Source organism: Brevibacillus brevis, from assembly GCF_900637055.1.
Taxonomy (GTDB): domain Bacteria; phylum Bacillota; class Bacilli; order Brevibacillales; family Brevibacillaceae; genus Brevibacillus; species Brevibacillus brevis.
Window position 1 is genome coordinate 2707525 of sequence record NZ_LR134338.1, and the last position, 22884, is coordinate 2730408.

At 47.4% G+C, this 22884-nt stretch carries 14 protein-coding genes and 2 tRNA genes; 15 read left to right on the forward strand and 1 reads right to left on the reverse strand.

The window, feature by feature from the left end; translation table 11 throughout:
* Positions 1 to 19 precede the first annotated feature (19 nt).
* The 12 genes from EL268_RS13500 to EL268_RS13555 all read left to right on the forward strand — a co-directional run bounded on the left by EL268_RS13500 (position 20) and on the right by EL268_RS13555 (position 9602).
* A complete protein-coding gene (locus EL268_RS13500) occupies positions 20 to 3157 on the forward strand; it encodes an efflux RND transporter permease subunit (RefSeq protein WP_106656445.1) in 3138 nt (1045 codons plus the stop codon).
* 28 nt (positions 3158 to 3185) lie between these two features.
* Positions 3186 to 4412, forward strand: a complete 1227-nt coding sequence (locus EL268_RS13505; RefSeq protein WP_106656444.1) for an efflux RND transporter periplasmic adaptor subunit — start codon at positions 3186 to 3188, stop codon at positions 4410 to 4412.
* Positions 4413 to 4509: 97 nt separating this feature from the next.
* Positions 4510 to 5040 carry a DinB family protein gene (locus tag EL268_RS13510; protein WP_106656443.1) on the forward strand — a complete coding sequence of 177 codons (531 nt, stop codon included), beginning with the start codon at positions 4510 to 4512 and terminating at the stop codon, positions 5038 to 5040.
* A 189-nt stretch (positions 5041 to 5229) separates the two neighbouring features.
* The gene (locus EL268_RS13515; RefSeq protein ID WP_048033259.1) at positions 5230 to 5940 is read left to right on the forward strand and encodes a cytochrome c biogenesis CcdA family protein; all 711 of its coding nucleotides are present in this window, start codon (positions 5230 to 5232) and stop codon (positions 5938 to 5940) included.
* A gap of 23 nt (positions 5941 to 5963) precedes the next feature.
* Complete coding sequence (locus tag EL268_RS13520; protein ID WP_106656442.1) at positions 5964 to 6497, forward strand: TlpA family protein disulfide reductase; 534 nt, start codon at positions 5964 to 5966, stop codon at positions 6495 to 6497.
* Between the two features lie 172 nt (positions 6498 to 6669).
* Positions 6670 to 6867: a hypothetical protein gene (locus EL268_RS13525; RefSeq protein ID WP_106656441.1), complete on the forward strand. Its 198-nt coding sequence runs from the start codon at positions 6670 to 6672 to the stop codon at positions 6865 to 6867.
* 150 nt (positions 6868 to 7017) lie between these two features.
* Positions 7018 to 8064 (forward strand): phosphotransferase enzyme family protein, encoded by a 1047-nt coding sequence (locus tag EL268_RS13530; RefSeq protein WP_126435427.1) that lies wholly within the window; start codon positions 7018 to 7020, stop codon positions 8062 to 8064.
* Between the two features lie 85 nt (positions 8065 to 8149).
* Complete coding sequence (locus EL268_RS13535) at positions 8150 to 8320, forward strand: YycC family protein (RefSeq protein ID WP_106656552.1); 171 nt, start codon at positions 8150 to 8152, stop codon at positions 8318 to 8320.
* Between the two features lie 27 nt (positions 8321 to 8347).
* Entirely contained in the window at positions 8348 to 8914 is a 567-nt protein-coding gene (locus tag EL268_RS13540; RefSeq protein WP_106656439.1) for a thioredoxin family protein, read from the forward strand.
* Positions 8915 to 8980: 66 nt separating this feature from the next.
* Complete coding sequence (locus EL268_RS13545) at positions 8981 to 9298, forward strand: hypothetical protein (RefSeq protein WP_106656438.1); 318 nt, start codon at positions 8981 to 8983, stop codon at positions 9296 to 9298.
* A gap of 92 nt (positions 9299 to 9390) precedes the next feature.
* Positions 9391 to 9475 (forward strand) — tRNA-Tyr (locus tag EL268_RS13550).
* A gap of 45 nt (positions 9476 to 9520) precedes the next feature.
* A tRNA-Leu gene (locus EL268_RS13555) sits at positions 9521 to 9602 on the forward strand.
* Between the two features lie 161 nt (positions 9603 to 9763).
* Here EL268_RS13555 and edeQ read toward each other — a convergent pair.
* Positions 9764 to 10201 carry an edeine self-resistance N-acetyltransferase EdeQ gene (edeQ, locus tag EL268_RS13560; protein ID WP_106656437.1) on the reverse strand — a complete coding sequence of 146 codons (438 nt, stop codon included), beginning with the start codon at positions 10199 to 10201 and terminating at the stop codon, positions 9764 to 9766.
* 300 nt (positions 10202 to 10501) lie between these two features.
* On the opposite strand from edeQ, the gene edeP reads away from it, so the two are divergent.
* From edeP to edeN, 3 genes are all read left to right on the forward strand, one after another.
* Positions 10502 to 15007 (forward strand): edeine non-ribosomal peptide synthetase EdeP, encoded by a 4506-nt coding sequence (gene edeP, locus EL268_RS13565; RefSeq protein WP_106656436.1) that lies wholly within the window; start codon positions 10502 to 10504, stop codon positions 15005 to 15007.
* A 78-nt stretch (positions 15008 to 15085) separates the two neighbouring features.
* The gene (locus EL268_RS13570) at positions 15086 to 16333 is read left to right on the forward strand and encodes a lysine 2,3-aminomutase (protein WP_106656551.1); all 1248 of its coding nucleotides are present in this window, start codon (positions 15086 to 15088) and stop codon (positions 16331 to 16333) included.
* A gap of 24 nt (positions 16334 to 16357) precedes the next feature.
* Positions 16358 to 22873, forward strand: a complete 6516-nt coding sequence (edeN, locus tag EL268_RS13575; RefSeq protein ID WP_106656435.1) for an edeine non-ribosomal peptide synthetase EdeN — start codon at positions 16358 to 16360, stop codon at positions 22871 to 22873.
* Positions 22874 to 22884 lie beyond the last annotated feature (11 nt).

The following is a 22884-nucleotide window of genomic DNA, read 5'->3' on the forward strand; positions in this document are numbered from 1 at the left end:
TAAAGAAGAGGTGAGTGGATTGAATCTTTCTGAACTATCGATTAAACGCCCGGTCACCATGATTATGTTGACTCTGGCCATGCTGATTTTTGGTTTCGTTTCACTGCCTCGCTTGTCGATTGATCTCATGCCGGATCTTAACTTCCCGGTTGCTGTCGTGGTTACATCCGTTGACGGCGGATCTCCAAGTGAGGTAGAAAAACTGGTAACGAAACCGATTGAGGACGCACTTGCAACGGTATCCGATTTAGATAGTATACAATCGGTATCGATGGAAGGCGCTTCTCAGGTTATCCTCATGTTTAACTGGGGGACAGACCTTGATCAGGCGACTCTCGACATGCGAGAGAAGGTAGATCAGGTTCGTGGCTCTTTGCCTGACTCAGCCAGAGCGCCACGCGTACTGCGCATTGACCCGAACAGTACACCGATCATTGAGTTTGCGGTGACGGGTGAGCAAGATATCAACAAATTGAAAAAGATGGCAGAGGATATGATCCAGTCACGCCTGGAGCGTATTGATGGGGTCGCATCTGCTTCCATCAGCGGCGGACAAAGCCGGATCATCGATGTTACAGTCGACCCAGCAAAATTAGCGGCGTATGGTCTGTCACTTGACCAAGTTCAGCAAGCTCTACAGACCAGCAACTTGTCAGGTTCCGGTGGAGCGATACGCGAGGGTGACGCCAAGCTCAACATCCGTGTGCAAGGTGAGTTTGCCGATATCGAACAAATCGCGCTGACACCAATCTCTGTCGGCGGAAACTCCATCAGGCTCAGCGATATTGCCGAGGTAAAAGACACGCATCAAGATGTAACGCAATTGAGTTACGTAAATGGAACACCTAGCTTGGGCATTAAAGTGACAAAAGCTTCTGGCGGAAACACCATTGAGGTAGCAGATGATGTAAAAGCTGAGCTGGAGAAAATCAAAAGCGAGCTGCCAGAAGGCGTAGAAATCATTACGACTCTGGATACATCCATCTACATTAAGGATTCCGTTTACACCACCGCTGAACATGCTCTGTTGGGTGGCGGTATCGGTATGATCTTGCTGTTCTTCTTCTTGGGCAGCTTGCGATCCATGGTAATTGCAGTCATCGTTCTTCCAGTATCGATCGTTGCTACGTTCTTGCTGATGTACATGACTGGACAGACGATCAACTTGATTTCTCTCTCCGGTTTGACATTGGGATTGGGATCGTTGATTGACTTTGCGGTTGTTATGCTTGAGAATGTTTTCCGCCATCGAGAACAGGGAAAAGGCATGATGGAAGCCGCCCTGGATGGCTCCAAAGAAGTAGGTACGGCAGTTATGGCTTCGGCTTTGGCGCAAATTTGCGTATTCTTGCCGATTGCCCTCACAGAAGGTATTGCTTCTGAGTTGTTTGGACCACTTGCATTGACGGTTGTTTACTCACATATTGCGGCGCTTGTATTCTCTATTTTGCTCGTGCCGATGCTGAGTTCGAGAATTTTGAACAAAATTCCGTCGCATACGCATCATGAGAACTATCGTGGAATCAATCCGGTTACTTGGTTCAACATTGGATTTAGCAAAGTGGAAAAAGGCTACCAAAGATTGTTAAAATGGTCATTGGGCCATCGTAAAACGGTCATGATTTCTTCGGTCGTCATGATGGTGGGCTCTCTCGCATTGACTCCATTGATCGGGGCTGAGTTTATCCCGGCTATGGACCAAGGTCAAGTAAACATCTCTATCAAAATGCCAAATGGTACCGTTCTGGCTGAAACAGAAAAAGTAACCAGACAAGTAGAAGAAATTGTCAACACGGTACCGGAGAAGAAAATTGTTGCGACTTCGGTGGGTAGCAATGCATCACCGATAGCGAGCACATTGTCATCCAATCAAGGAACGATCAGCCTGATGCTGGTAGATCTCGACCAGCGCACACGTTCCTCCAATGAAGTTGTAATGGATCTCCAGGAAAAGCTGAAGCATATTGCTGGACCTGAAATTACGGTAAGCGCACCATCCGGTATGTCTACGGGTTCCCCAATCCAACTGAAGGTTAGTGGGGATGATCTGGACGTACTGAAAGACATTAGTGGTATCATTAAAGGTGAAATTGAGAAGGTACCTGGTACAAGTAATGTAACAACCAGCTTGGAAGAATCAAGACAAGAGCTGGAAGTGAAGATCAATGCAGAGAAAGCGAGCTTGTACGGCTTGACGACAGGACAAATTCTCTCCAGTGTTCGCACTTCCTTCCAAGGTCAAACGGTAACGTATTATCGCACAGGCGATGATGAGATTGACGTCAACCTCAAGCTGCCGAAAGAGTTTCAGGAAGATATCAATTTCTTGAACAATATGCGAATTTCCGCTCCAGGTGGGGCACAGATCGCGCTGACCTCGGTTGCGACTATCAGTAAGGTAGATGTGCCTGTATCGATTAACCGTGCCAATTCAAGCCGTGAAGTTCAAGTAACGAGTGATTTGGCAGGGCGTGACCTGAGCTCTGTCACACGGGAAGTGCAAGAGAAAATCTCGAAGCTGAATCTCCCGGATGGTTACAAAGTCGATTTTGGCGGGCAAAGTGAAGAAATGATGGAATCATTCAGTAGCCTTGCTCTCGCGATTGTACTGTCAGTCGTGTTGCTTTATATGGTAATGGCAGCGCAGTTTGAATCGTTCTACACCCCATTTATCATCATGTTCTCCGTGCCACCGACCGTTACAGGCGTTCTGCTTGGACTATTGGCGACTGGCACAACGATCAGCGTTGGGGTTTTGATCGGGTACATTTTGTTGATCGGTCTGGTCGTGAACAACGCGATTGTATTGATCGACTACGTGAACCAACTGCGTGCAAAAGGTATGGAGCTGTTTGATGCGATCCTGCATGCTGGGCCGATTCGTCTTCGTCCGATTTTGATGACGACACTCACCACCATTCTGGCGATTGGACCGCTCGCATTCTCTGGCGGAGCCGGATCTGAGACGAATGCACCAATGGCCGTAACGGTTATTTTCGGTCTCGGATTCTCTACACTGATTACACTGGTTCTGGTTCCTGTCGTTGCTTCCTGGTTTGATGACTTAGGGAAAAAGAGACGCTTGAAGCGCCAGTTGAAACTCGAAAAGAAACTTGCTAAGAAACAAAAGAAAATCAATCCCGCTTTGGAATCGTAAGACGTTTGTGGGAAGAGGAGGGACATACATGAAACTAAGTAAAAAACCCGTCATTTTGGCATTGCTGGCTATCACGCTAGTGGCAGGGTGCTCCAGCCCGCAAGCGGAAACGCCGCCTACGGAAACAGTGGAAGCGGCAACCCCTGTACAGGTTGAAACGGTTGCAACGGGCACAGTGGTATCAGATTCTGGTCTCACGGCAAAGCTGGCGCCGAGTGAGGAAGTGCAAGTCTCCCCGAAAATGGGTGGGAAAATTTCTTCCCTGCCAGTGAAACTGGGCCAATACGTGACAAAAGGTCAAGTATTGTTCAAGCTCGATGAAAAAGATCTAGTGAACAGTGTCAAGCAAGCTGAAGCAGCCTACAACGTATCGAAAGCGAGCTTAAGCCAAGCAGGCAGCAGCTCTGATCAAGGCTTGGTCCAAGCGAAAAATAGCTTGAAGCAGGCAGAAACTGCCCTTCAGGATGCAAAAGTAAACCAGCAGCGGATGCAACAGCTCTTTTCACAAGGAGCGATTTCCGCACAGCAGATGGAACAGGCAAATTCCCAACTGACAACAGCACAGACTTCATATGATAACGCGCAGCAGGCAGTGCAATCTGCTGGACAAAAAACAAGTGTGCAAGTTTCCGAAGCCTCTGTGCAGCAAGCGCAAGTAAGCCTGCAAAATGCTCGTGAGCAATTAGCGAATGCGACTGTGACGTCTCCGATCAACGGATATATTTCCAGCGTAAATGGCGCAGTTGGTCAAATGGCAGGCCAGCAGCCGGTTGTGGTTGTCGTTAACACGAACCCACTTCTGGTAAAAGCAAATCTGTCAGAAGCAGATATCACAAAAGTAAAAGTAGGAACTACCGTAAAAGTAAACGTACAATCGACAGGAAAAACGATTGATGCTAAAGTAACGGCGATGAGTCCAGTAATGGATACGCAGTTGAAGGCATACCCAGTGGAGATTACGATTCCAAACCCATCCAATGAGCTGAAGTCCGATATGGTTGTGAATGTAACCTTCCCATCGGTTGGGGAAAGTGGAGCAAAATCGCTCGTTGTAACGCGTGGTGCAGTTTTTGATCGCGAAGGTAAGCAGTATGTATTCAAGCTGGAAGGTGACATTGCAAAACAAGTCGAGGTTACTACAGGCAAATCCTCCAGTGATCAGATCGAAATTTTGACAGGCTTGTCTGCCGGCGATAAGATCGTGGTAAAAGGGCAAACACTGCTTCAAGATGGCGGCAAAGTCACTATTCAGTAAGAAAAAGAGTAGCAAGGAAGGGGCGGAGTACATCCGCCTCTTTTTTGTGTACAATGGAAATATTCGTCTCACTATTCCAAAAGGGAGGTGTCTTCATTTGTACTTTCGGAAACCACAGTCTGGTGATTATCCTGCGCAGTTTGAAACCTATGTCAAAGTCGTTCCTGAAGGTGATTTGAATGAGCTGCTTTGCTCTCAGGAGGAAGAAATACTTGCTTCGTTTCGGTCATGCGGGGAGGAACTGAGCATGTTCCGTTATCAGGAAGATAAATGGAGTGTAAAGGAAGTTCTCGGCCATATTATGGATACAGAGCGAATCATGAGCTATCGCTTGCTGTGTGCATCCCGAGGAGACAAGACATCGTTGCCTAGGCATCAGGACATTTACGTCAGTCTTACGAATTTTGACCGCCGACCGCTTGTCGATCTAATCGAGGAGTATCGGACAGTGCGTGCTGCTACCCGATCACTGGTAAGAGGACTTACGGAAGAAGAGTTGAATCGTTCGGGCGTGATTATTCAGGACAAGACGACTGCAGCTGCACTCGTCTATTTTATCCTTGGGCATGCTGCTCATCATCTACATGTCTTCCGAGAAAGGTACTTGTCACATTTGTCAAAATTCTAATCTATTTTCTAAGGCGGACCAGATTTATCCATCTAATTGTAACGTTTCGTACCGAGTTTTAAGACATAATGAATATTATGTAAAGTAAATTGTCACGGATTTAAGACAAAGTGTCTTTGCTACTTTTGAAGGGGGAAAAGATTCGATACAATGAGAGAATAGTGGATAAAATACCCACCGGAGGTACATATGACTGGCGATATTACTGTGTTTTTGGCTTTTGCAGCAGGTTTCCTCTCGTTTATTTCCCCTTGCTGCCTACCGCTTTATCCGTCCTTTTTGTCTTACATAACTGGGGTTACGGTAGATGAAGTGAAGAAAGGGAGAGCGGTTTTTCGCAAGCAAGCCTTCTTGCATACCTTTTTCTTCATTGTCGGGTTTTCGATCATTTTCATTGCGCTCGGGCTGTCTACATCTTGGATCGGAAGCTTGTTCACCGACCAACAGGACTTAATTCGTCAACTGGGCGGTATTTTGCTTGCTGTCATTGGTTTGGTTATGCTGGGCGTGTTTAAAATGGACTGGATGATGCGTTCTTTTAAAATCGATTTAAAATCGAGGCCGTTGGGGTATACTGGGTCCATACTGGTGGGGATGACGTATGCAGCTGGATGGACACCTTGTGTGGGACCCATTCTTTCTGGGATTATCGTCATGGGCGTTTCCAATCCTTCAAGCGCTTTGGCGTACACATTGGCGTATACGCTCGGATTTGCCATTCCATTTTTTGTCATGACGTTCTTCATCAGTAAGGTGAACGCGATTGTGAAGTATTCCGACCTGTTTATGAAAATCGGAGGAGCCATTATGATTTTGTTCGGTATTCTTCTGTATACAGATAAACTGACGGATATTACACGCGTGCTCATTCAAATGTACGGAGGCTTTACGGGATTCTAACTCAGTAGGGCAGAGGTGACAAAATGAAAAAGCTGTTGCTCGCGGTGCTCGTATTGTTAGGGGTCGGACTTGCTGTTTGGGAAAAGCCTCAAGAAACAGCCGCAATCGTAGCAGAGGTTCAAAAACCGGAAGTTGGCTTTGCGGCCCCTCATTTTACACTGACCGGATTGGACCAGCAGACGTACAAGGTAGAAGGAAAAAGGGCGAAACCATTAGTCTTGAACTTTTGGGCTTCCTGGTGTGGACCATGCAAGCTGGAGGCGCCTGATTTACAAAAAGTCTATGAAAAATACGGCGGACAGGTTGATCTGTATGGCGTGAACGTCACGAGCAATGACAGCCCAGAAGCAGCCATGGCGTTCGTCACCAACTACAAGCTGACATTTCCGATACCGATGGACGTAGCTGGAAGCGTGTCGAACCGTTATAAGGTGATGGCATTCCCAACTACTTACTTGATTGACGCGGATGGGATTGTACAAAAGAAGATCATCGGCATGGTTGATGCCCCTACACTGGAGCTGGAACTGCGCCAGTTGTTAAGTCCAAAGCCATAGTGAAGGCTCATAAGTCGCTTGGAGAGAGTTCTCCGGCGGCTTTTTCTATTTGTTGACAAGTATGACAAGGCCCATTTTGCAGGTGAACATCTTGATTTTGTATGCTTGCCTAAAGAGCGGGGGTGTTCTCCTTCATAGACTGGAGTGATCCAGGGCAAAGGGAGGAAAACGGATGGCCAAGGGCAAAAAAATAAAGAAGAAGAATTCGCGAGAGCACCCCAATCAAGTACAGCTGAAAATCGTAACGTCCCATACATGTCAAGTATGCAAGCAGCAATGTGCACGAGGGTTGGCATATCTGGAACAGATGTCCCAGCCCGGCGCGATCGGCTTTGGTGTACCATGCATCCTTACTAAGCAAAAGCCATAGTTTGTCCTTTTCCATGTGCAGTTGTACGGTTCACGGGAGATAGTCCCTTCACTTTCATCCAAGAGGGACTATCTTTTTTGGCGTGAACAACGAGGAATAGCGGATTTGCATGTAGAAGTGAGACCTATACGGAAGAAATCGGAGGAGGAATTGCCTACGGATCGGGTGAGAGTAGCTTTAAAAAACCAATATCAATTGAATGTGGAGCGTATCGAGCGCATTGCATATGGCTTATGGGAAGAAAGCTTTTCCGTTTGGACAAGCAGTCAACGATATTATGTAAAACGATTTTATGCAAAATGGCGCTTGCAAACTCGCTACCAGGAGATGCTTACTGGTCTAGCACTTAGCCAAGAACTGCGAGAGAAAGGCTTTCCCACGCCGCGCTTGCTTCTACCCCTTCATCATGAATGGCTTGCCCATGATCAGGGAGAGACGTACCAAGTAAATGAATGGATCGACGGGCGCAGCTATCATCCAGGGGAATTGCCACTTCGTGAAGCAAAGGCTATGGGGGAGCTGTTAGCCCATTTTCATCGGCAATTTGATCCTCTTCCCCCCATTGAGGACGTTCCCATGCTCTCGCCTTCCGAAGCGCTTGCAAATTGCCGAGAATTATGGAGTCAGTATCAGGAAGAGCAGGGAGATTTTCCAGTATACGTACGAGAATTACTCGAGGAGCAAATTTCCTTGCTGAAGATGGTGAGCCATGAATACGTTACCTGTTTGCCAGTCCCCTCGCTCCGAGGTAGATGCTTTCATTCGTATTGGGTCGAACAGCTTATTTTTCATCCAAATGGCGAGGTAGCTGCCCTCGTAGACTGGACAGATGGTGCTGGAAGGGAAGGGTATTGGGCAAAAGATCTGGTTACAGGGCTTCACTTGTCAGCCCTACAGTACGATGGGATCCTTGCGTTCTGTGAAGGGTATCAGGCTCATCATCCGCTGCCAAAATCAGAGTGGCAAGCGGTGCTGGCGCAGCTCTGCTACGGACATTTGGCGTCAACGAATTTTTTAGATAGCTGGCTCGTCAAGCACAATCGTCGTATGGAGCATTGGGAACAGATTGCGATGACCTGGACCAGGCTCGTTCCAGAGCGATTCCGCCTTTGGCACAAGCTGGAACAAGAACTGCTGGATATGCTATTCCCGGATCATCCGCAGGTCACTGTTGTGGTTGGCAGGGATAACGGATGAGCCTCAAGGTACAAAGCTGGCAGGTTTAACAGCTGTGTATTATACTGGAGGAACTGATGAAAGCAACCGGAAGGAGTGGAAATACGTGCGTCCGTTACAAATATCACCTGATACGGCTGTCAAGCTGGCCGAAGCACTTCAGGTACCTTTAGAGCGCCTCATGCACATGCCGCAGCATATTTTGTTACAAAAAATGATGGAGTTGGCAAAGCAAGAGAAAGAAGCAAGTGAGGGAGAGTCTAAAGAGCAAGACTAGATTCATTACACACGAGGAGGAGAATAGATGGGGGCAAACGTAGCTCATAAATTCCGTACGGGGATCAAGCCACAAGCGTTTGTGGAAAGCATGACAAAAAATCAGGATACATACCAAAACTGGTCGGATGCATTTTCATGGGAGAATGAACAAGACCGAGCGTTTTTTGCCTCTCTCCAGCATCGTGATGACCTTAGATGCTTGATTTTGGCTGCGGACTGGTGTGGCGACGTCGTTCGCAACTTGCCAGTCGTATTGCATGCCCTGAAAGAAACAGACATGCCTGTGGAAATTATGGTGATGGAACAACACCTCGATCTCATGGACGAGTTTCTGACGATGGGCGGTCGGGCGATCCCTGTCGTTATTTTCGCGGACACGGGTGGACATGTTCTGGCCAAATGGGGACCGCGACCGAAGCATGTCCAGGCTGTCATGACGGCGTTTAAACAACAAAACCCGGATCGAAACGCCCCAGATTATGAAGACAAGATCAAAGTGGCGCGTTCCGAAATGCTCGAGCAGTATGGAGAAGGCAATGGCTACCAGCAAGTGATTGTCAAAGAACTGAGAGAGCTGCTTTCCTCGATCTAATTTATCCTACGTATAACAGGGCGGAGTCACGGCTCCGTCTATTTTCATGCAGAAGGGCTGAATAACATGTATTACTACGGGAATGAAACCATTATGTCTTTGGAGCAGGTGCTTCGCTTAAAAGCATCGGAAGTTCGAATTCTGGAGTGGGTACGTACCTACGAGTTTTTAGAAAACAGTTATGGGATAGATGAAGCCGTTCCCTACTTCTTGGAGATAAAATGCGAAGAAGAGCAAGTAAAGATTCGCAAAAACCGCATTTTAGACTTCCCGGAATACTCCTGTGAGGAAGAAGCAACATTTCAAGAAGTAGACGAAGCACTGCGTGTCTTTCATGAGTGGGCGCAGGAAATATTGGCGAAAAAAGAGAGTCAATCTAAATAAATATATTGACGTCAAACAAAGTTCATGATAGATTAATAAATGTCGCTTCTGGTTGAAGAGAGTAGACGCAGAAGATAGACAGCACATATTGTGGGGAGATAGTGAAGTGGCTAAACACGGCAGACTGTAAATCTGCTCCCTCCGGGTTCGGCGGTTCGAATCCGTCTCTCCCCACCATTGATTTTCTATCGATGTTGTGCTATTTTATTCATAGTTTCACATGCCGGTGTGGCGGAATGGCAGACGCGCGCGACTCAAAATCGTGAGGGAAACCGTGGGGGTTCAAGTCCCTTCACCGGCACCATAGCAAAAATGAATGCACACTAACCATGTTGTTTAGAGACACGTGGAAGGTGTGCTTTTTTAGTATACGGGAAAACAATTCAAACAGCGGCGAGTCTAAGGCTTGATTTTCAGGTCTTAGGCCGCCGCTGTTTTGTTTTTTGGTAAAGAAAATAGTTTAGCTTAAAAGTTCAATTCTGCAATCGTCTCACCAAACAGAACCATGCCATTTTTTTGAAATCCGAGGGAAGCGTAAAGGTTTTCGGCTGCAACATTGGCTGGGGCATAACCAATGACAATTTTTTGACAGCCTTCCTTTGCTTTCAGGATATCAATGACTTGCGAAATCGCAGCACGTCCGTAGCCTTGCCGCTGAAACTTAGCATCAATTAAGAGTCTGTAAATCCAGTAGTTGCCATCGTCGGGATCAAGTCCATACATGACAAATCCAACCATCGTTTCATCATGGTATATGGCCAAAGGGACAAATGTCGTTTGAAACTTTGATTCAGCGAGGGAGTAGAGGTTCGGGGCAACAAACTCACTCTGTTCGGGAGTAGGTTCCAGTTCAATACACTCTTCCCAGTTTTCCAGGGTTACTTCACGAAGTGTCACAGACATCTAATCACGTTCATCCTTCCGGGGGTTGTTTTTACCAATATATTACATTTTATCCTACTTGAAAAGACACCCAAAATCAATAGTGTGCACAAAATTTTTTCCATTCTATGCAGCGCTAGAGAAAGGGAGGAAGAGATGCAATTAACCTAATTTTCAGAAATAACATTTTATGGAAAATTCATTTGACACTAGAGAAGAGTCATCGATATAGTTGGGATGGAAGTATTTGTAATCAAATAGATTTTTTACCATGATCGAATTGTGATTCCATCTGCACAATTCCGAAAGGGGGGATATGCAATGCGCCAGGATAAGAAGCAATTGAAGGTGGAATATCCTTTAAGTCATCCACAAAAGCGTATCTGGTATACGGAAAAATTACATCCGCAGCTTCCCATCCATACGTTAGGGGGGATGGTGCGGGTTCAAGGAAAGGTGAAACTGGATGTTCTGGAAGCGGCCATTCACCTGTTCATTCAAAAGAACGATGCTTTGCGCCTCAACTATCAGGAGGAAGAAACAGTCCTTCAATACGTTGGAGAGTACGAACCACAGCCATTGCAGGTGTTTGATTTCAGACAGGAACCGGATGCCCCTGATCGGTGCAGACAATTCCTGCAAGCTTTGTTTGCAAAACCATTTTCGATCGGACAGGAGCCTCTATTTTACTTTTGTCTGATTCAACTGAGTGACGAAGAAGCCGGATATTTTGTAAAGTTTCACCATTTGATTGCTGATGGTTGGTCCATCTCCATTATGACAGAACAAATTGCTCACTATTATGACACGTTGTTGGCAGGCGGTACCGTTCATGTAGGAGATGAACACGCTTATCAAGCTTTTGTCGAAAGGGAGCATGCCTATTCTCTGTCTGAGAGATTTGAAAAGGACAAGCGATACTGGCGGGACAAGTTTCAGAGCTTGCCGGTGATCACGACACTACAAAAGGCAACGGATACTACCGAAGGCAAGCGCAAAGTCTATGCATTCAACCGTGAAGATTCGACAAGAATACGCGAGTTTGCAAACCAGATGAAATGCTCGCTAAATTCCATGTTTGTGGCTCTCGTCAGTCTTTACCTTCAGCGTTGTACGAGGCAAGAAGAAATCGTGATCGGTACGCCGCTGTTAAACCGTTCAGGCAAAGTGGAGCGCAAAATATTCGGGATGTTTACCAGCACCATGCCATTTCGTCTGGCAGTTCCGATGGAAATGGATGCTTTCGATTATGTCAAATATGTCAACAGGGAATTGACTTCCTGTTTTTTTCATCAGAAATATCCGTACGATTTGCTGGCTCAAGAGTTGGAATTGAAGAAACATGGCTATGACAGCCTGTTTCAGATTTGTGTAAATTATTACAGCACGCAGCTGCCCTTCACCCTTGGCGGGTACCCCGTGACGAATGAGGAGTTTTACAACGGTCACCAGTTGTATTCGCTCCAAGTCATTATCAGGGAATGGGCTACAGATGAACGATTGACGCTGGAATTGGATTATAAGATCGCCGAGTACACGGAAAATGATGTTGATCGAATAGCGGATCATCTCGTAAGGCTGCTCAATCAGATGATCACGACTCCAGAAGTACCGCTGTCCAATCTGAACTTCCTTGCTGACGAAGAGTTGGCACTACAACTCAAAACGTGGAACGATACAGCGGCTTCTTATCCCAGCCAGAAGACAGTAGTCCAGTTGTTTGAAGAGCAAGTAAAACGCTCACCACAGGGAGTTGCATTGGAGTCAGAGGGGCGCATACTGACATTTTACGAACTGCAGGATCAAGTGAATCGACTCGCCCAGTCGTTGCGAATCCGAGGAGTTGGTCCTGGGGTAATTGTCGCACTGCTGGCAGATCATTCGCCAGAGATGATCATCGGGTTGCTGGGAGTGCTAAAAGCGGGCGGTGCTTACCTTCCGATTGACCCTCAACTCCCTTCTCAGCGTATCGAATATCTGCTGTCTGATTCTGGAGCGGACCTGTTGCTTCGTCACACCTCGCGAACAGAAGATATTTCGTGGTCCAAAGAAATTCTGGAGCTCGGTGATTCGTCCCTGTATTTAAATGATGGCGCGTTCCTGGAGTCGGTTAATCAGCCAGATGATTTGGCCTATGTCATTTATACATCGGGCTCTACCGGAAATCCGAAGGGAGTCATGGTTACTCATCGGGGGTTAGTCAACTATATTTCGTGGGCGAAAGACCGCTATCTCTCCTGTCCAGAAGAAGCGTTTGCTTTTTATTCCTCACTAGCATTTGATTTGACGGTTACGTCCATTTTTTGCCCGCTGGTAAAGGGAAACCGGATGGTTATCTATCCGCACTCCGATTCAGAGTTTGTGTTATCGCGCATCTTTAGCGACGGACGTTCCCATGTAGTAAAGCTCACGCCCGCCCATCTGTTTTTGCTGCAAGAAATCGATCTGCCTACAACTACGGTAAAGAGAGTGATAGTGGGCGGCGAGGACTTGAAGGTGAGTCTGGCTGAGGCGATTCATTCGAAATGGAACGGACAAATCGAAATTCTCAATGAGTATGGACCTACTGAGACTGTAGTCGGTTGCATGATCTATCAATTTGATCCAGAGACCGATGTCGAGGGTTCTGTGCCGATTGGACATCCGATCAATAACGTGCAGCTTTACATTTTAGATTCATATGGGAAACCAATCCCGATCGGATCGACAGGAGAGTTATTTATTTCGGGAGATAGTGTGGCACGCGGGTATCTTAACCGCGAGGAGCTGACTCAAGAGCGTTTCCTACCCGATCCGTTTCAGCCAGGTAAAGTAATGTACAAGACGGGCGATCTGGTTCGCTATCGGCCAAATGGAGTCATGGAGTATCTGGGGCGGGCTGACTATCAGGTGAAGATTCATGGTTACCGCATTGAATTGGGTGAAATTGAACAGCAGCTACTAGGGCATTCTTCTGTGCGTGAGGCTGTGGTGATCGATCGCATAGATACGTGGGGGCGTAAGTACCTTTGTGCTTATTTGATCACGGAAACATCTTTCCGGGAAAAAGAGCTCCGCGAAGAACTTGCAGGTCGATTGCCCGCATACATGATCCCTTCGCAAATCGTGCAGCTTGAACAGTTTCCGCTGACCTCAAATGGCAAGGTAGATCGAAAACAGCTTCCCGAACCTGTCATTGAACGAAAAAGTGGGGAGGATGAAACTAGTCCTCGTGACGAGTTTGACAAGCTATTGGTTGAAGTGTATGAGGATGTGCTTGGTCATTTACCGTTTGGGCTGCATGACCCGTTTTCCCAACTAGGGGGGGATTCGATCAAGGCGATTCAGGTTTCCTATCGATTGCATCAGCGAGGAATCAAGATTCCGGTAAGAGACATCTTGATTTACGACACGATTGCAGAACTAAAAGCGAGAAGTGACTGGAGCTGGGGAGTGGAACAGATCTCACAAGAGCCGTGTACGGGTGAGTTGCCGTCATCTCCCATCGTTTCGTGGTTTTTGTCACAACAGTTCCGCAATGCTGATCATTGGAACCAGTCGTTGCTCCTTGAAAGCAAAGAAAGAGTAACGCTAGAGGAGTTTGAAGCGAGTCTGTCTGCACTGGTTACCCATCACGATTGTCTACGACTCAATTACTCTGCAAAAGAAGGGAAGCTCTTTTACAATGAGCGCCACCTTACCAACCGGGTGTCAGTGTCTTGCGTCGACCTTTCTTCCTTACCGCAAGAAGAACAGGAGAGTAGAATGCTTGAGGTGATGAGAGATTGCGCTGTGAGCTTCAAGCTGGAAGAATCATTGCTGTTTACCGGTTGTCTCTTTGAATTAGGTCCCGATCGACCTCAACGATTGTTTTTGACGGCCCATCATCTTGTTGTGGACGGTGTCTCCTGGAGGATTCTGCTGGAGGATTTGATGAGCGCATTGGCCAGTCTGAAACGTAATGAGCCGATTGTCTTACCGGATAAAACACATTCGATGCAAGCTTGGATAAAGGAAGTCTCCGCCTTTTACCAGTCGGATCAGGCAAGCAAAGAAAAAGCATATTGGGACATGTTTTCCATCCCGGAAGACAAACTTCCAACTGATTACGATTTTGGCGAAGACTTGGTAGAATACAGCGCTACTTCTACACGCACACTTTCAGCCGAGATCACGTCACGACTGTTGACAACGGCTAACCGAATGTTCAACACGGGTCCCCAAGACCTATTGGTTGCAGCACTTACCCGGACATTGTCTGAAGTGTTTGAGAGAGAGCGTCTCTTACTGGTAATGGAGTCGCATGGGCGTGAGTCTTCTATTCATGCGATGAACGTAACCAGAACAGTAGGATGGTTTACCAGCATGTATCCTGTTTTGTTCGAAACGAATGCATCCAATCGGACCGATCACCTGAAAGAGGTAAAGGAGAAGTTGCGCCAGATTCCGATGGGTGGGCTTGGATTTGGCTGGCTAAAACCTCAACTGCTCGCGGCCGAGGAAAAGTCCCATGTTCGTTTCAATTATCTGGGAACCGTTGATAATCAACGGAGTGATGATCTGGTTCTACTGGGAGGAAACTTGGCGGTTGATGCCGGAGTGGGTAATCATTTGACAGCACTGCTTGATGTGGCTGCTCTCATTCGACAAGGAGAACTTCAGGTTTCGGTTACGTACAGCTTGCGCAAGTATCGTGAGGAGACCATAGAGAAGTTACTTGCGTTGTTTTTCAGTGAATTGGAGCAGCTCATTGATCATTGCTGCCGTCAAGAGGTTCCTGAATTTACTCCATCGGATTTCGAAGATGTGGAATTGACACAAAAAGAACTGGATTTGCTGTTTGGTTAACAAGCGAATCACATGCTTGACCGAGTGTTTCGAGAAAGCAAAGAAGAAGAGTGTGTATGAATGACGGGAGGGATTACATTGAGTGTTAAGGTATTGATGGGAAAAAAAGGATTTGAGGAGTTCGCAACAATTGTCGGCTTTACAGAAGCAGAGAAGGAAGAGCGCAGTGCATTACTGGAGCAGTCTTATATGCCATTCAAGGTGACTCGCTATTATGCCGAGTTGATTGCGAGTCAATCAGAGCCATATCGTACCCAGATGATCAATATCGTGCTTCCGCCACCGGGAGAGAAGCCCTATAAGGGCCGCTTTGATCCATATGGGAACAAGTCGTACCGTCAAGATGAAACAGCTTTCCTGCAACACAAGTACAAAAAGACATTGTTGCTTCACATCGACGACTTTTGTATTGCCAACTGCCAGTTCTGCTATAAAGTGAACGAAATCCGCCACGAGGATATTGGGTACACCAATATTATGGAAAAAGCAGAAAGGGCAGTGCAGTATTTGGAAGCTCATCCGTACATCGATAATGTTCTCTTTACCGGTGGAGATCCTGCTTCCTTCCGTAAAAGCTCTGACCTAATCAAGCTGATTAGCACTCTATTGAGTGTGAAGAGTATTCGACTCGTTCGCTTTGCCACCAAGGCACTGGCCTATGATCCCGCTCGTTTTCTCGACGGAGAGCTGCTAGCGTTTTTTGACCAAGTAAGACAGACGCCCGGCAAGCAGGTAAGTGTGATTTCCCAGTTCAACCATCCCGGTGAAATAAGCGACGTTTCGATTCAAGCAACACAAGCGCTGCTATCCGTCGGTGTACAGATTCGCGGACAGCCTGCCATCATTCTTGGCGTGAACGATTCTGTCGAGACTTTGATTGACTTGCAGCGCAAGTTTCTCGATAATCGCATCATTTCGTATTATTTGACAGTGTTTATGCCAGTCAGGGGAGTCGAGCAGTATGCGATTCCTCTGGACGAGGCGTTCCGGAATGTGGCCGAGTCCAAACGCAATCTGGGTGGTTTGGAGAAAAAAGGGGTACTTCTTACTTCGCACGACTTTGGAAAATTAGAGATTTGCGGCTTTTATCCGACAGCCGAGCGCCCTGAAAAAATTATTTTGAAATGGCATCAAGCGGTCGGACCAGACTATCTTCCAGAGCGGTTGAAGGAATTAATCCCAACCCGTTCAGAAGACCTGATGATTTTGGACTACAAGCAGGGAGAGATGTACTGCCTCGACCATGTATTCGAACACAATGGCTTGCCGTACGTGAATGCAGATGGGGAGATCGTGGAAAACCTGCCGAGTGAAGCTGTTCGGTAAGGGAGTCAGGAGAGAAAAATTGTGATGAACAAGATCGACAAAAACAATATAGCTGACATTTTGCCGTTAAGTCCAACGCAGGAGGGCATGCTGTTTTATTACCGACTCCAAAAGGATTCCAATCTGTATTTTGAACAGCATCGGCTAACTCTTCGTGGGAAGTTTCAGCTGGAGTTGTTTACGCAGGCTGTTACGATGGCGTTTGAGGCCAATGAAATGCTTCGTACGGTTTTTCGCTGGGAGGGGCTTCAAGCCCCTGTCCAGCTGATTCTCAAGCAAAAGACAGTGGAGATTCCTTATTTCGATTGGAGCGAGTTACCATCTGGAGCGCGTGAAAGAAAACTGTCTGCTTTGTTGTCACAGGACAAGCAAACACCTTTCACGCTTGAGTTGGGCAATACCATTCGCATTCAAGTAGTAAGGATGGAGTTGTATCGTTATGAAGTCATATGGTCATTTCATCACATTCTCATGGACGGATGGAGTTCCGGCATTCTCCTAAGAGAGATATTTACAGCATATGGACAATTGTGCTCGGGGCTGTCCCCTGCGATCAAGCAGAAGGCGAAATACAAAGAGTATCTGCGTTTTCTAAAAGAAGCATCGAAAGAACAGTCGTTATCGTATTGGAAAGATTCCTTACAAGGAATTAGCTCTCCTACGCCACTTCCCTATATGCGGGATCGCAACGAAGAGCAGCGGTATTCTTCTTATCATCTTCGACTCAGCCGAGCGCTTACGGAAAAATTGGAGGAAACATCCAAGCGTTACCGCGTGACAATCAGCACAGTATTGCAAGCCGCATGGGGTATTTTGCTGCAAAAATACAGCGATACGCGGGATGCTCTTTTTGAAATGGCGTACGCCGGACGTCCTGCCGATCTCACTGGAGTAGAGGAAATCGTCGGCCTCTTCATCAAGACGTATCCGCTTCGGGTCAAACGGACAGAAACGACAACAGTCAAAGATCTGCTGGGTGTCATGATGGAAGAACAGCACCAGATGGCCCCGCATTTGTACGTGCCATCGATTGAGTTGAAAAACTGCTCAGAGATGGATGCACAAACTCCTTTGGCGCACAGTTTGTTTGTTTTCCAAAACTATCCCATCGACAAGACACTGGCCGGATTGGAACTTGACTTCGAGTTGGAGAATATCACTTCACATGAAACAACCGATTATCCAATGGTGCTGGAAGTAACACCAGGTGATGAATGGACAGTCCATGTCAACTACCAGGCATGGAAGTTTCAAGCGAAGGAAATCGAACGCCTGGCGCTTCACTATCTGAGCCTTCTCGAGCAGATTGCGACTGATCCGGATCAAGAAATTCGTGACCTTACCTTGCTCAGTGATCGTGAGCGGCACGAGATGATCGAGGAACAGATGAAAGTCGTGCCAGTTCCAAGCAACTACTGCGTGCACGAGTTGATTGATCAAGCGGCAGAAAAAACACCGGATGCAGTTGCGCTTGTACAAGGTAAGCAGACTGTGACCTACAAGGAGTTACAAGAGCAAGCGAATCGCCTGTCTTGGGCTCTGCAAAAGGAGGTGACAGATGCAGGCCGACCGATAGTTATCATGTGTGATCGTTCCCCTGAGATGATTACCGCACTGCTGGCTATCCTCAAAGCTGGGTGTTACTATGTCCCGCTTGATCCAGACTTGCCAAAAGCGCGAATTGAACAGATCGTAAGCCAGATTCAGCCTGTTCTGATTGTGACAGAGGGCAGCTATCTGGAACTCGTCGCTGACTTGCAAACAAGGGTGTTTCGTCTGGATGAACCAGCATGCTGGGCACAGGAATTAACTCAAACACCACAGCGAAAAGCGGCACCTTCGAGTACGGCTTATGCCATCTTTACTTCTGGTTCGACAGGTACGCCAAAAGGTGTGCGTGTAAAGCATGATCAATTAATCAACGCTCTTTGGTGGCACATTGAATTTGTCGGGTTCGGAGAGCAGACGAGAACGTTGCAGATCGCCACATTGACTTTTGACGCATCGGTTGTCGAGATTTTCTGCACACTGATCAGCGGCGGTACCCTTTGCTTGTTGCAGCGACATGAAAACAAGTCCCCGCAAAAGCTTGCGGCTGCCATCGAGAGCCAACAAGCAAACGTGATACTCGTCGTCCCTACGATGTATCACGCTTTGCTTGACCACGTGGCTGATGGCTCGCTCGATTCGATTCAAAAAGTGCTGTGTACAGGAGAGATGCTGTCTTCTTCGTTAGTAGAACGACATGCAGCCTTGGTGCCTCAAGCACAGATGTACAACTTGTATGGCCCAACGGAAAATAGTATCTCGGCATCTGGGTATTGTGTACCGCGACAAGGGCCTTTTGAAAATCCGCTTCCGATTGGACATCCAAGTTACAACGTTCGTGTCTTTCTTCTGGACCAAGATTTTCATCTATTGCCCAAAGGGGTAATAGGAGAAATGTATGTAGGCGGGATGGGAGTAACGGAAGGTTACATCGCTGACGAGGAAAGAACCAGAGCGTCCTATATACTGACCCCGTATGGCAGGCTTTATCGTACAGGAGACTTGGCTTGTTGGACGGATGAAGGACATCTGCAATATTTTGGTCGCAAGGATTTCCAAATTAAGATTCGCGGCAACCGCGTTGAATTGGAAGAAATTGAAGCTGTCCTGCGCCGTCAGCCTGGTGTCAGGGAAGCAGCAGTAGTGGCCATTCAGGAGTCAAAACGCGATCCTTATCTGGTGGCATGCTTGGCCGCGATGCAACCGATTGAGGAACATGTTCTGCGAGAAGCAGTGCTGACTTATCTGCCTGATTACATGCTACCTGCCATTTTCGTCCATCTTGATGCCTTGCCTCGGACGCAGAGTGGAAAAGTAGACAAGACTGCCTTGCAACGTCTGGATTATACGCAGTATCGCACGGGAAAGGAAGAGGCCCCGGCAGATGAACTTGAGCAGCAATTGGCTCAAATATGGCGAGAACTTTTGGCAGTCGAAAAAATAAGCGTGCACGATCATTTTTTCTCGCTAGGAGGCCACTCGCTAAAGGCCGCTCAACTCGTGACCAGATTGCAAAAAGAGAGAAAAACAGACATCACGATCAGGGATGTATTCCAGACCCCGACCATTCGACAATTAGCTGACCGCATCAGGGGTAGACAGCCGATATCCTACGCGCCGATTGACCGGGCAAGTAAAGCCGAGAGATACAGGGCTTCGTCTTCACAGAAACGCATTTTCGTGATGCATGGAATAGAAGGGGAAAGCACCAGCTACAACATGTCGGGTGTAATCGCGGTGAACGGTCATCTGGATGTAAGTCGAGTGAAAAGTGTGTTTAAGGATATCATCCAAAGGCATGAGGCATTCCGAACTTCGTTTGCGGTACAGGATGGAGAAGTGTATCAGTACATCAGCGACAATCTGCCATTTGAGATCAAAACGATTCATAGCGACGGCAGGACATTGGACGAACTGATGGAAGACTTCCGGCAATCTTTTGATTTGACGAAAGCCCCTCTCCTTCAGGTTTGCCTAGTCGAGGTCACAGCTACTCAGCATTATCTGCTGTTCAACTCTCATCATATTATTTTGGATGGCATTTCACTGAATGTGTTAATGGAAGACTTCGCTAGATTGTATGTGGGTGAAGAGCTGCCTGCACTGCCCATTCAATACAAGGACTACGCCGAATGGCAGTGGCAGAAGCGGGGGAGCGAGCAGTGGAATCAGCAGGAAAAATACTGGGTGGACACTTTTAGTGACCGAGTCCCGCTCATGTCTTTTCCGCTGGATTATCCGCGTCCTTCTGTTAAGACATTCCAGGGAGATCACCATACGTTTTTTATTACTGATTCTACGTACGGTGATTTGCATGCATTTGCCAAACAGAACGAAGTGACTGTCCATGCTGTTTTGATGTCGGCTTATTACGTGTTACTGATGAAATACACGTCTCAGGAAGATTTCGTTGTCGGTTCTCTGGTAGCTGGACGAAACCATCCCGATTTGGAGCGAATCGTCGGCGTCTTTATCAACTTCCTGCCGATACGCAATCGTCCTCGTGCCGATCTTGTGTATACCGATTTTGTACAAGAGGTGCAGCGCAGTCTGCTACTGGCCTACGAACATCAGGAGTATCCGTTTGAAGAGATCGTTGCTCGTAGCGCCGCAGGCATCCAGCAAACGCAAAACCCATTATTTGATACGATGCTGATCTTCCATAACCAACGGGAGCAGGAAGTCCGGTTTACAGTGGGCGACGTGCAATTTGAAGAGGTTCCGCATGAATCGAAGACGTCGAAGCTTGACTTTAAGCTGGATATTACACCACTCACTGATCAATTCAGGTGCGTGCTTGAATACGATACCCAGTTGTTTAAAGCCCAGACAATGGAAGGCTTCGCTGACAACTATTTGCGTGTACTGGCAGCGCTTCTGAAGCATCCAAAACAGCGATTGGATGATGTTGACATCGTCCCACATCAAACAGAAAAAGAGGGCGTGATGAACCGCCTTCATCATGTCGGAGTTGCAGTTCCAGAACTGGGCCCGGCTCAAATCATGTATGGCACTCTCGGATTTGATGCAAGCGATTCACTGCATGATCCAGAACAAAACGTGTATCTATCCATGTGCATGAAACCGGGATGTGTGCCAATCGAGCTAATTGCGCCTGTCGATGAAACGTCACCTTGCGTTCGTTTGTTGGAAGAGAAGGGGACGGGTCCGTACCATCTATGCTTTTCCATTTCCAATATCGATCAATTTTTGAAAAAGTTAGTTGACTCTGGTTTCCAATACGATTTGGTCAGCCCACCAAAGCCAGCAGTACTTTTCAATCATAGACTCGTTGCCTTTCTCTTTCTGGAATCAGTAGGATTGATTGAACTTGTAGAGAGCGAGGACAGGAAGCATGACGAATGGCAAAGCAGCGACCAGCAATCTGCTGTCCGGTTGCTTACATCAGATGCTGAAAAGGCACTGTCGTTCTTTACATTCCTGGGCTACCGGGTTCACGAGAAATACCTGGATCGGCAATCGCAAGCCAGTATCATCACACTGGGCAAAGCGAGAGAGAGTAGCATCCAGTTAGTCGAGCCTCGAATCGAGCACTCACAAGAACAACGGGAGCTCATGAAAAGTGGTTGTGGCGTTTACCAAATCGAGGATCGGGTAGCGAATCTGACTGAACGGATCGACACCTTGATAGCGTGCGGCATCCCCGTTTCTTTTGCAGACCGGGCTGGACGTAATCTGCAACTGACAGATGCCCCCTACCTACTTTTGACTGACGGGAAATCAGCCGTAGAAAGACCTAAGCCGATTCTAGGCGAGTTTCATTCGGGAACAGCGCCCATCTATTCCTTCGTTCAGGAACGTTTGCTGAAGCAGGAACAAGAGAATGGGATTGTGGCTGTCAGATGTTTTGACATCGAGCTTCGGAGCAGAATCGAACTGTCGTATATGCAGCAAGCTTGGCAAGCTCTCGTGCGACGTTTTCCTCAGTTGTCGCCCCAAGGCTTATCAGAACCGATTCCGCTTGGGCTTTGTGATTTACAGGAGAAAAGCGAGGCAGAGGCGACGGGATGGTTGCGTGAACGATTGACTGCCGAGCAGAAGAGGTCTTTTGAGGACAAATCAGGATGTTTGGCTCGTTTTGAACTGATAAAGCTGGCTGCTGACCGCTATCGGTTGATTGGAAGTATACACAGTTCCTTAAGTGATTGGCGAGGTCTCGGACTCCTCCTGGAAGAATGGGAGGCTCTGTATCAGGCCATTGCAGAAGGGCATGAACCATCGCCGGAAGAACAGCCTCGCTACGAAGCATTCGCTGTTTGGCAGAAAAAAATGCTTTATTACGGGCATCTCGAGGTCCAACGTCACGAGTGGTTGACAGCAGCAAATCCACAATCTGCTCAACCATTTGGTACGGGTGGGGTAGCGAAGCGACAAGTCGAGCAGTATATCGACCCGACAGGTCACGCCGATTTGCTGCATGTAGCTGCTCATTTCAATCAGGAGTTGGGAGACATCTTGCTGGCCTCCTACCTGCTGTTGCTTCGACAGGTCACCCAATTACCTAGTTTGACGCTTGGGGTAGTGACGACGAATCGGACGCAAGATGTGCTGGAACAAACGATAGGCAATTTTGACAACATTGTACCGCTCACCATCGATATGCAGACGATCAGTTCGTTTTCACAATTATTGGATCAAACGAAGCAAGTACGTGCCCGGATGCAAACGCTCGCGTTGTATCCGTCAGAGCACTGGCAAGCGACGACGCACATGGAATGGCCGACACTTTTTGTCAACCAGACGATTCCGTTCAAAGCTCAGTCAGCTGTTTGGAAACGGGAAGTCAAACGTTCAGTTGAGCCAGAAATAGCCGGAAGTCCGTTGGTTCTTCAGGTAGCAGAAACTTCGGAAGGTATCCATGTCGTTTTTAGCTATGATCCATCTATGCTTCAGACGGCATATGTTGAATCGCTTTCGGATCGCTATGTGAAAATCCTAAAAATGTTAGCAGAAAAATCCAAAATAAAGTAAAAGGGGTAGGA

Excerpts from the sequence above, each read along its gene's own strand:
- EL268_RS13505 (WP_106656444.1), top strand. The coding sequence starts at position 3,186 with ATGAAACTAAGTAAAAAACCCGTCATTTTGGCATTGCTGGCTATCACG.
- EL268_RS13515 (WP_048033259.1), top strand. The coding sequence starts at position 5,230 with ATGACTGGCGATATTACTGTGTTTTTGGCTTTTGCAGCAGGTTTCCTC.
- EL268_RS13520 (WP_106656442.1), top strand. The coding sequence starts at position 5,964 with ATGAAAAAGCTGTTGCTCGCGGTGCTCGTATTGTTAGGGGTCGGACTT.
- EL268_RS13525 (WP_106656441.1), top strand. The coding sequence starts at position 6,670 with ATGGCCAAGGGCAAAAAAATAAAGAAGAAGAATTCGCGAGAGCACCCC.
- EL268_RS13540 (WP_106656439.1), top strand. The coding sequence starts at position 8,348 with ATGGGGGCAAACGTAGCTCATAAATTCCGTACGGGGATCAAGCCACAA.
- EL268_RS13545 (WP_106656438.1), top strand. The coding sequence starts at position 8,981 with ATGTATTACTACGGGAATGAAACCATTATGTCTTTGGAGCAGGTGCTT.
- edeQ (WP_106656437.1), bottom strand. The coding sequence starts at position 10,201 with ATGTCTGTGACACTTCGTGAAGTAACCCTGGAAAACTGGGAAGAGTGT.
- edeP (WP_106656436.1), top strand. The coding sequence starts at position 10,502 with ATGCGCCAGGATAAGAAGCAATTGAAGGTGGAATATCCTTTAAGTCAT.
- edeN (WP_106656435.1), top strand. The coding sequence starts at position 16,358 with ATGAACAAGATCGACAAAAACAATATAGCTGACATTTTGCCGTTAAGT.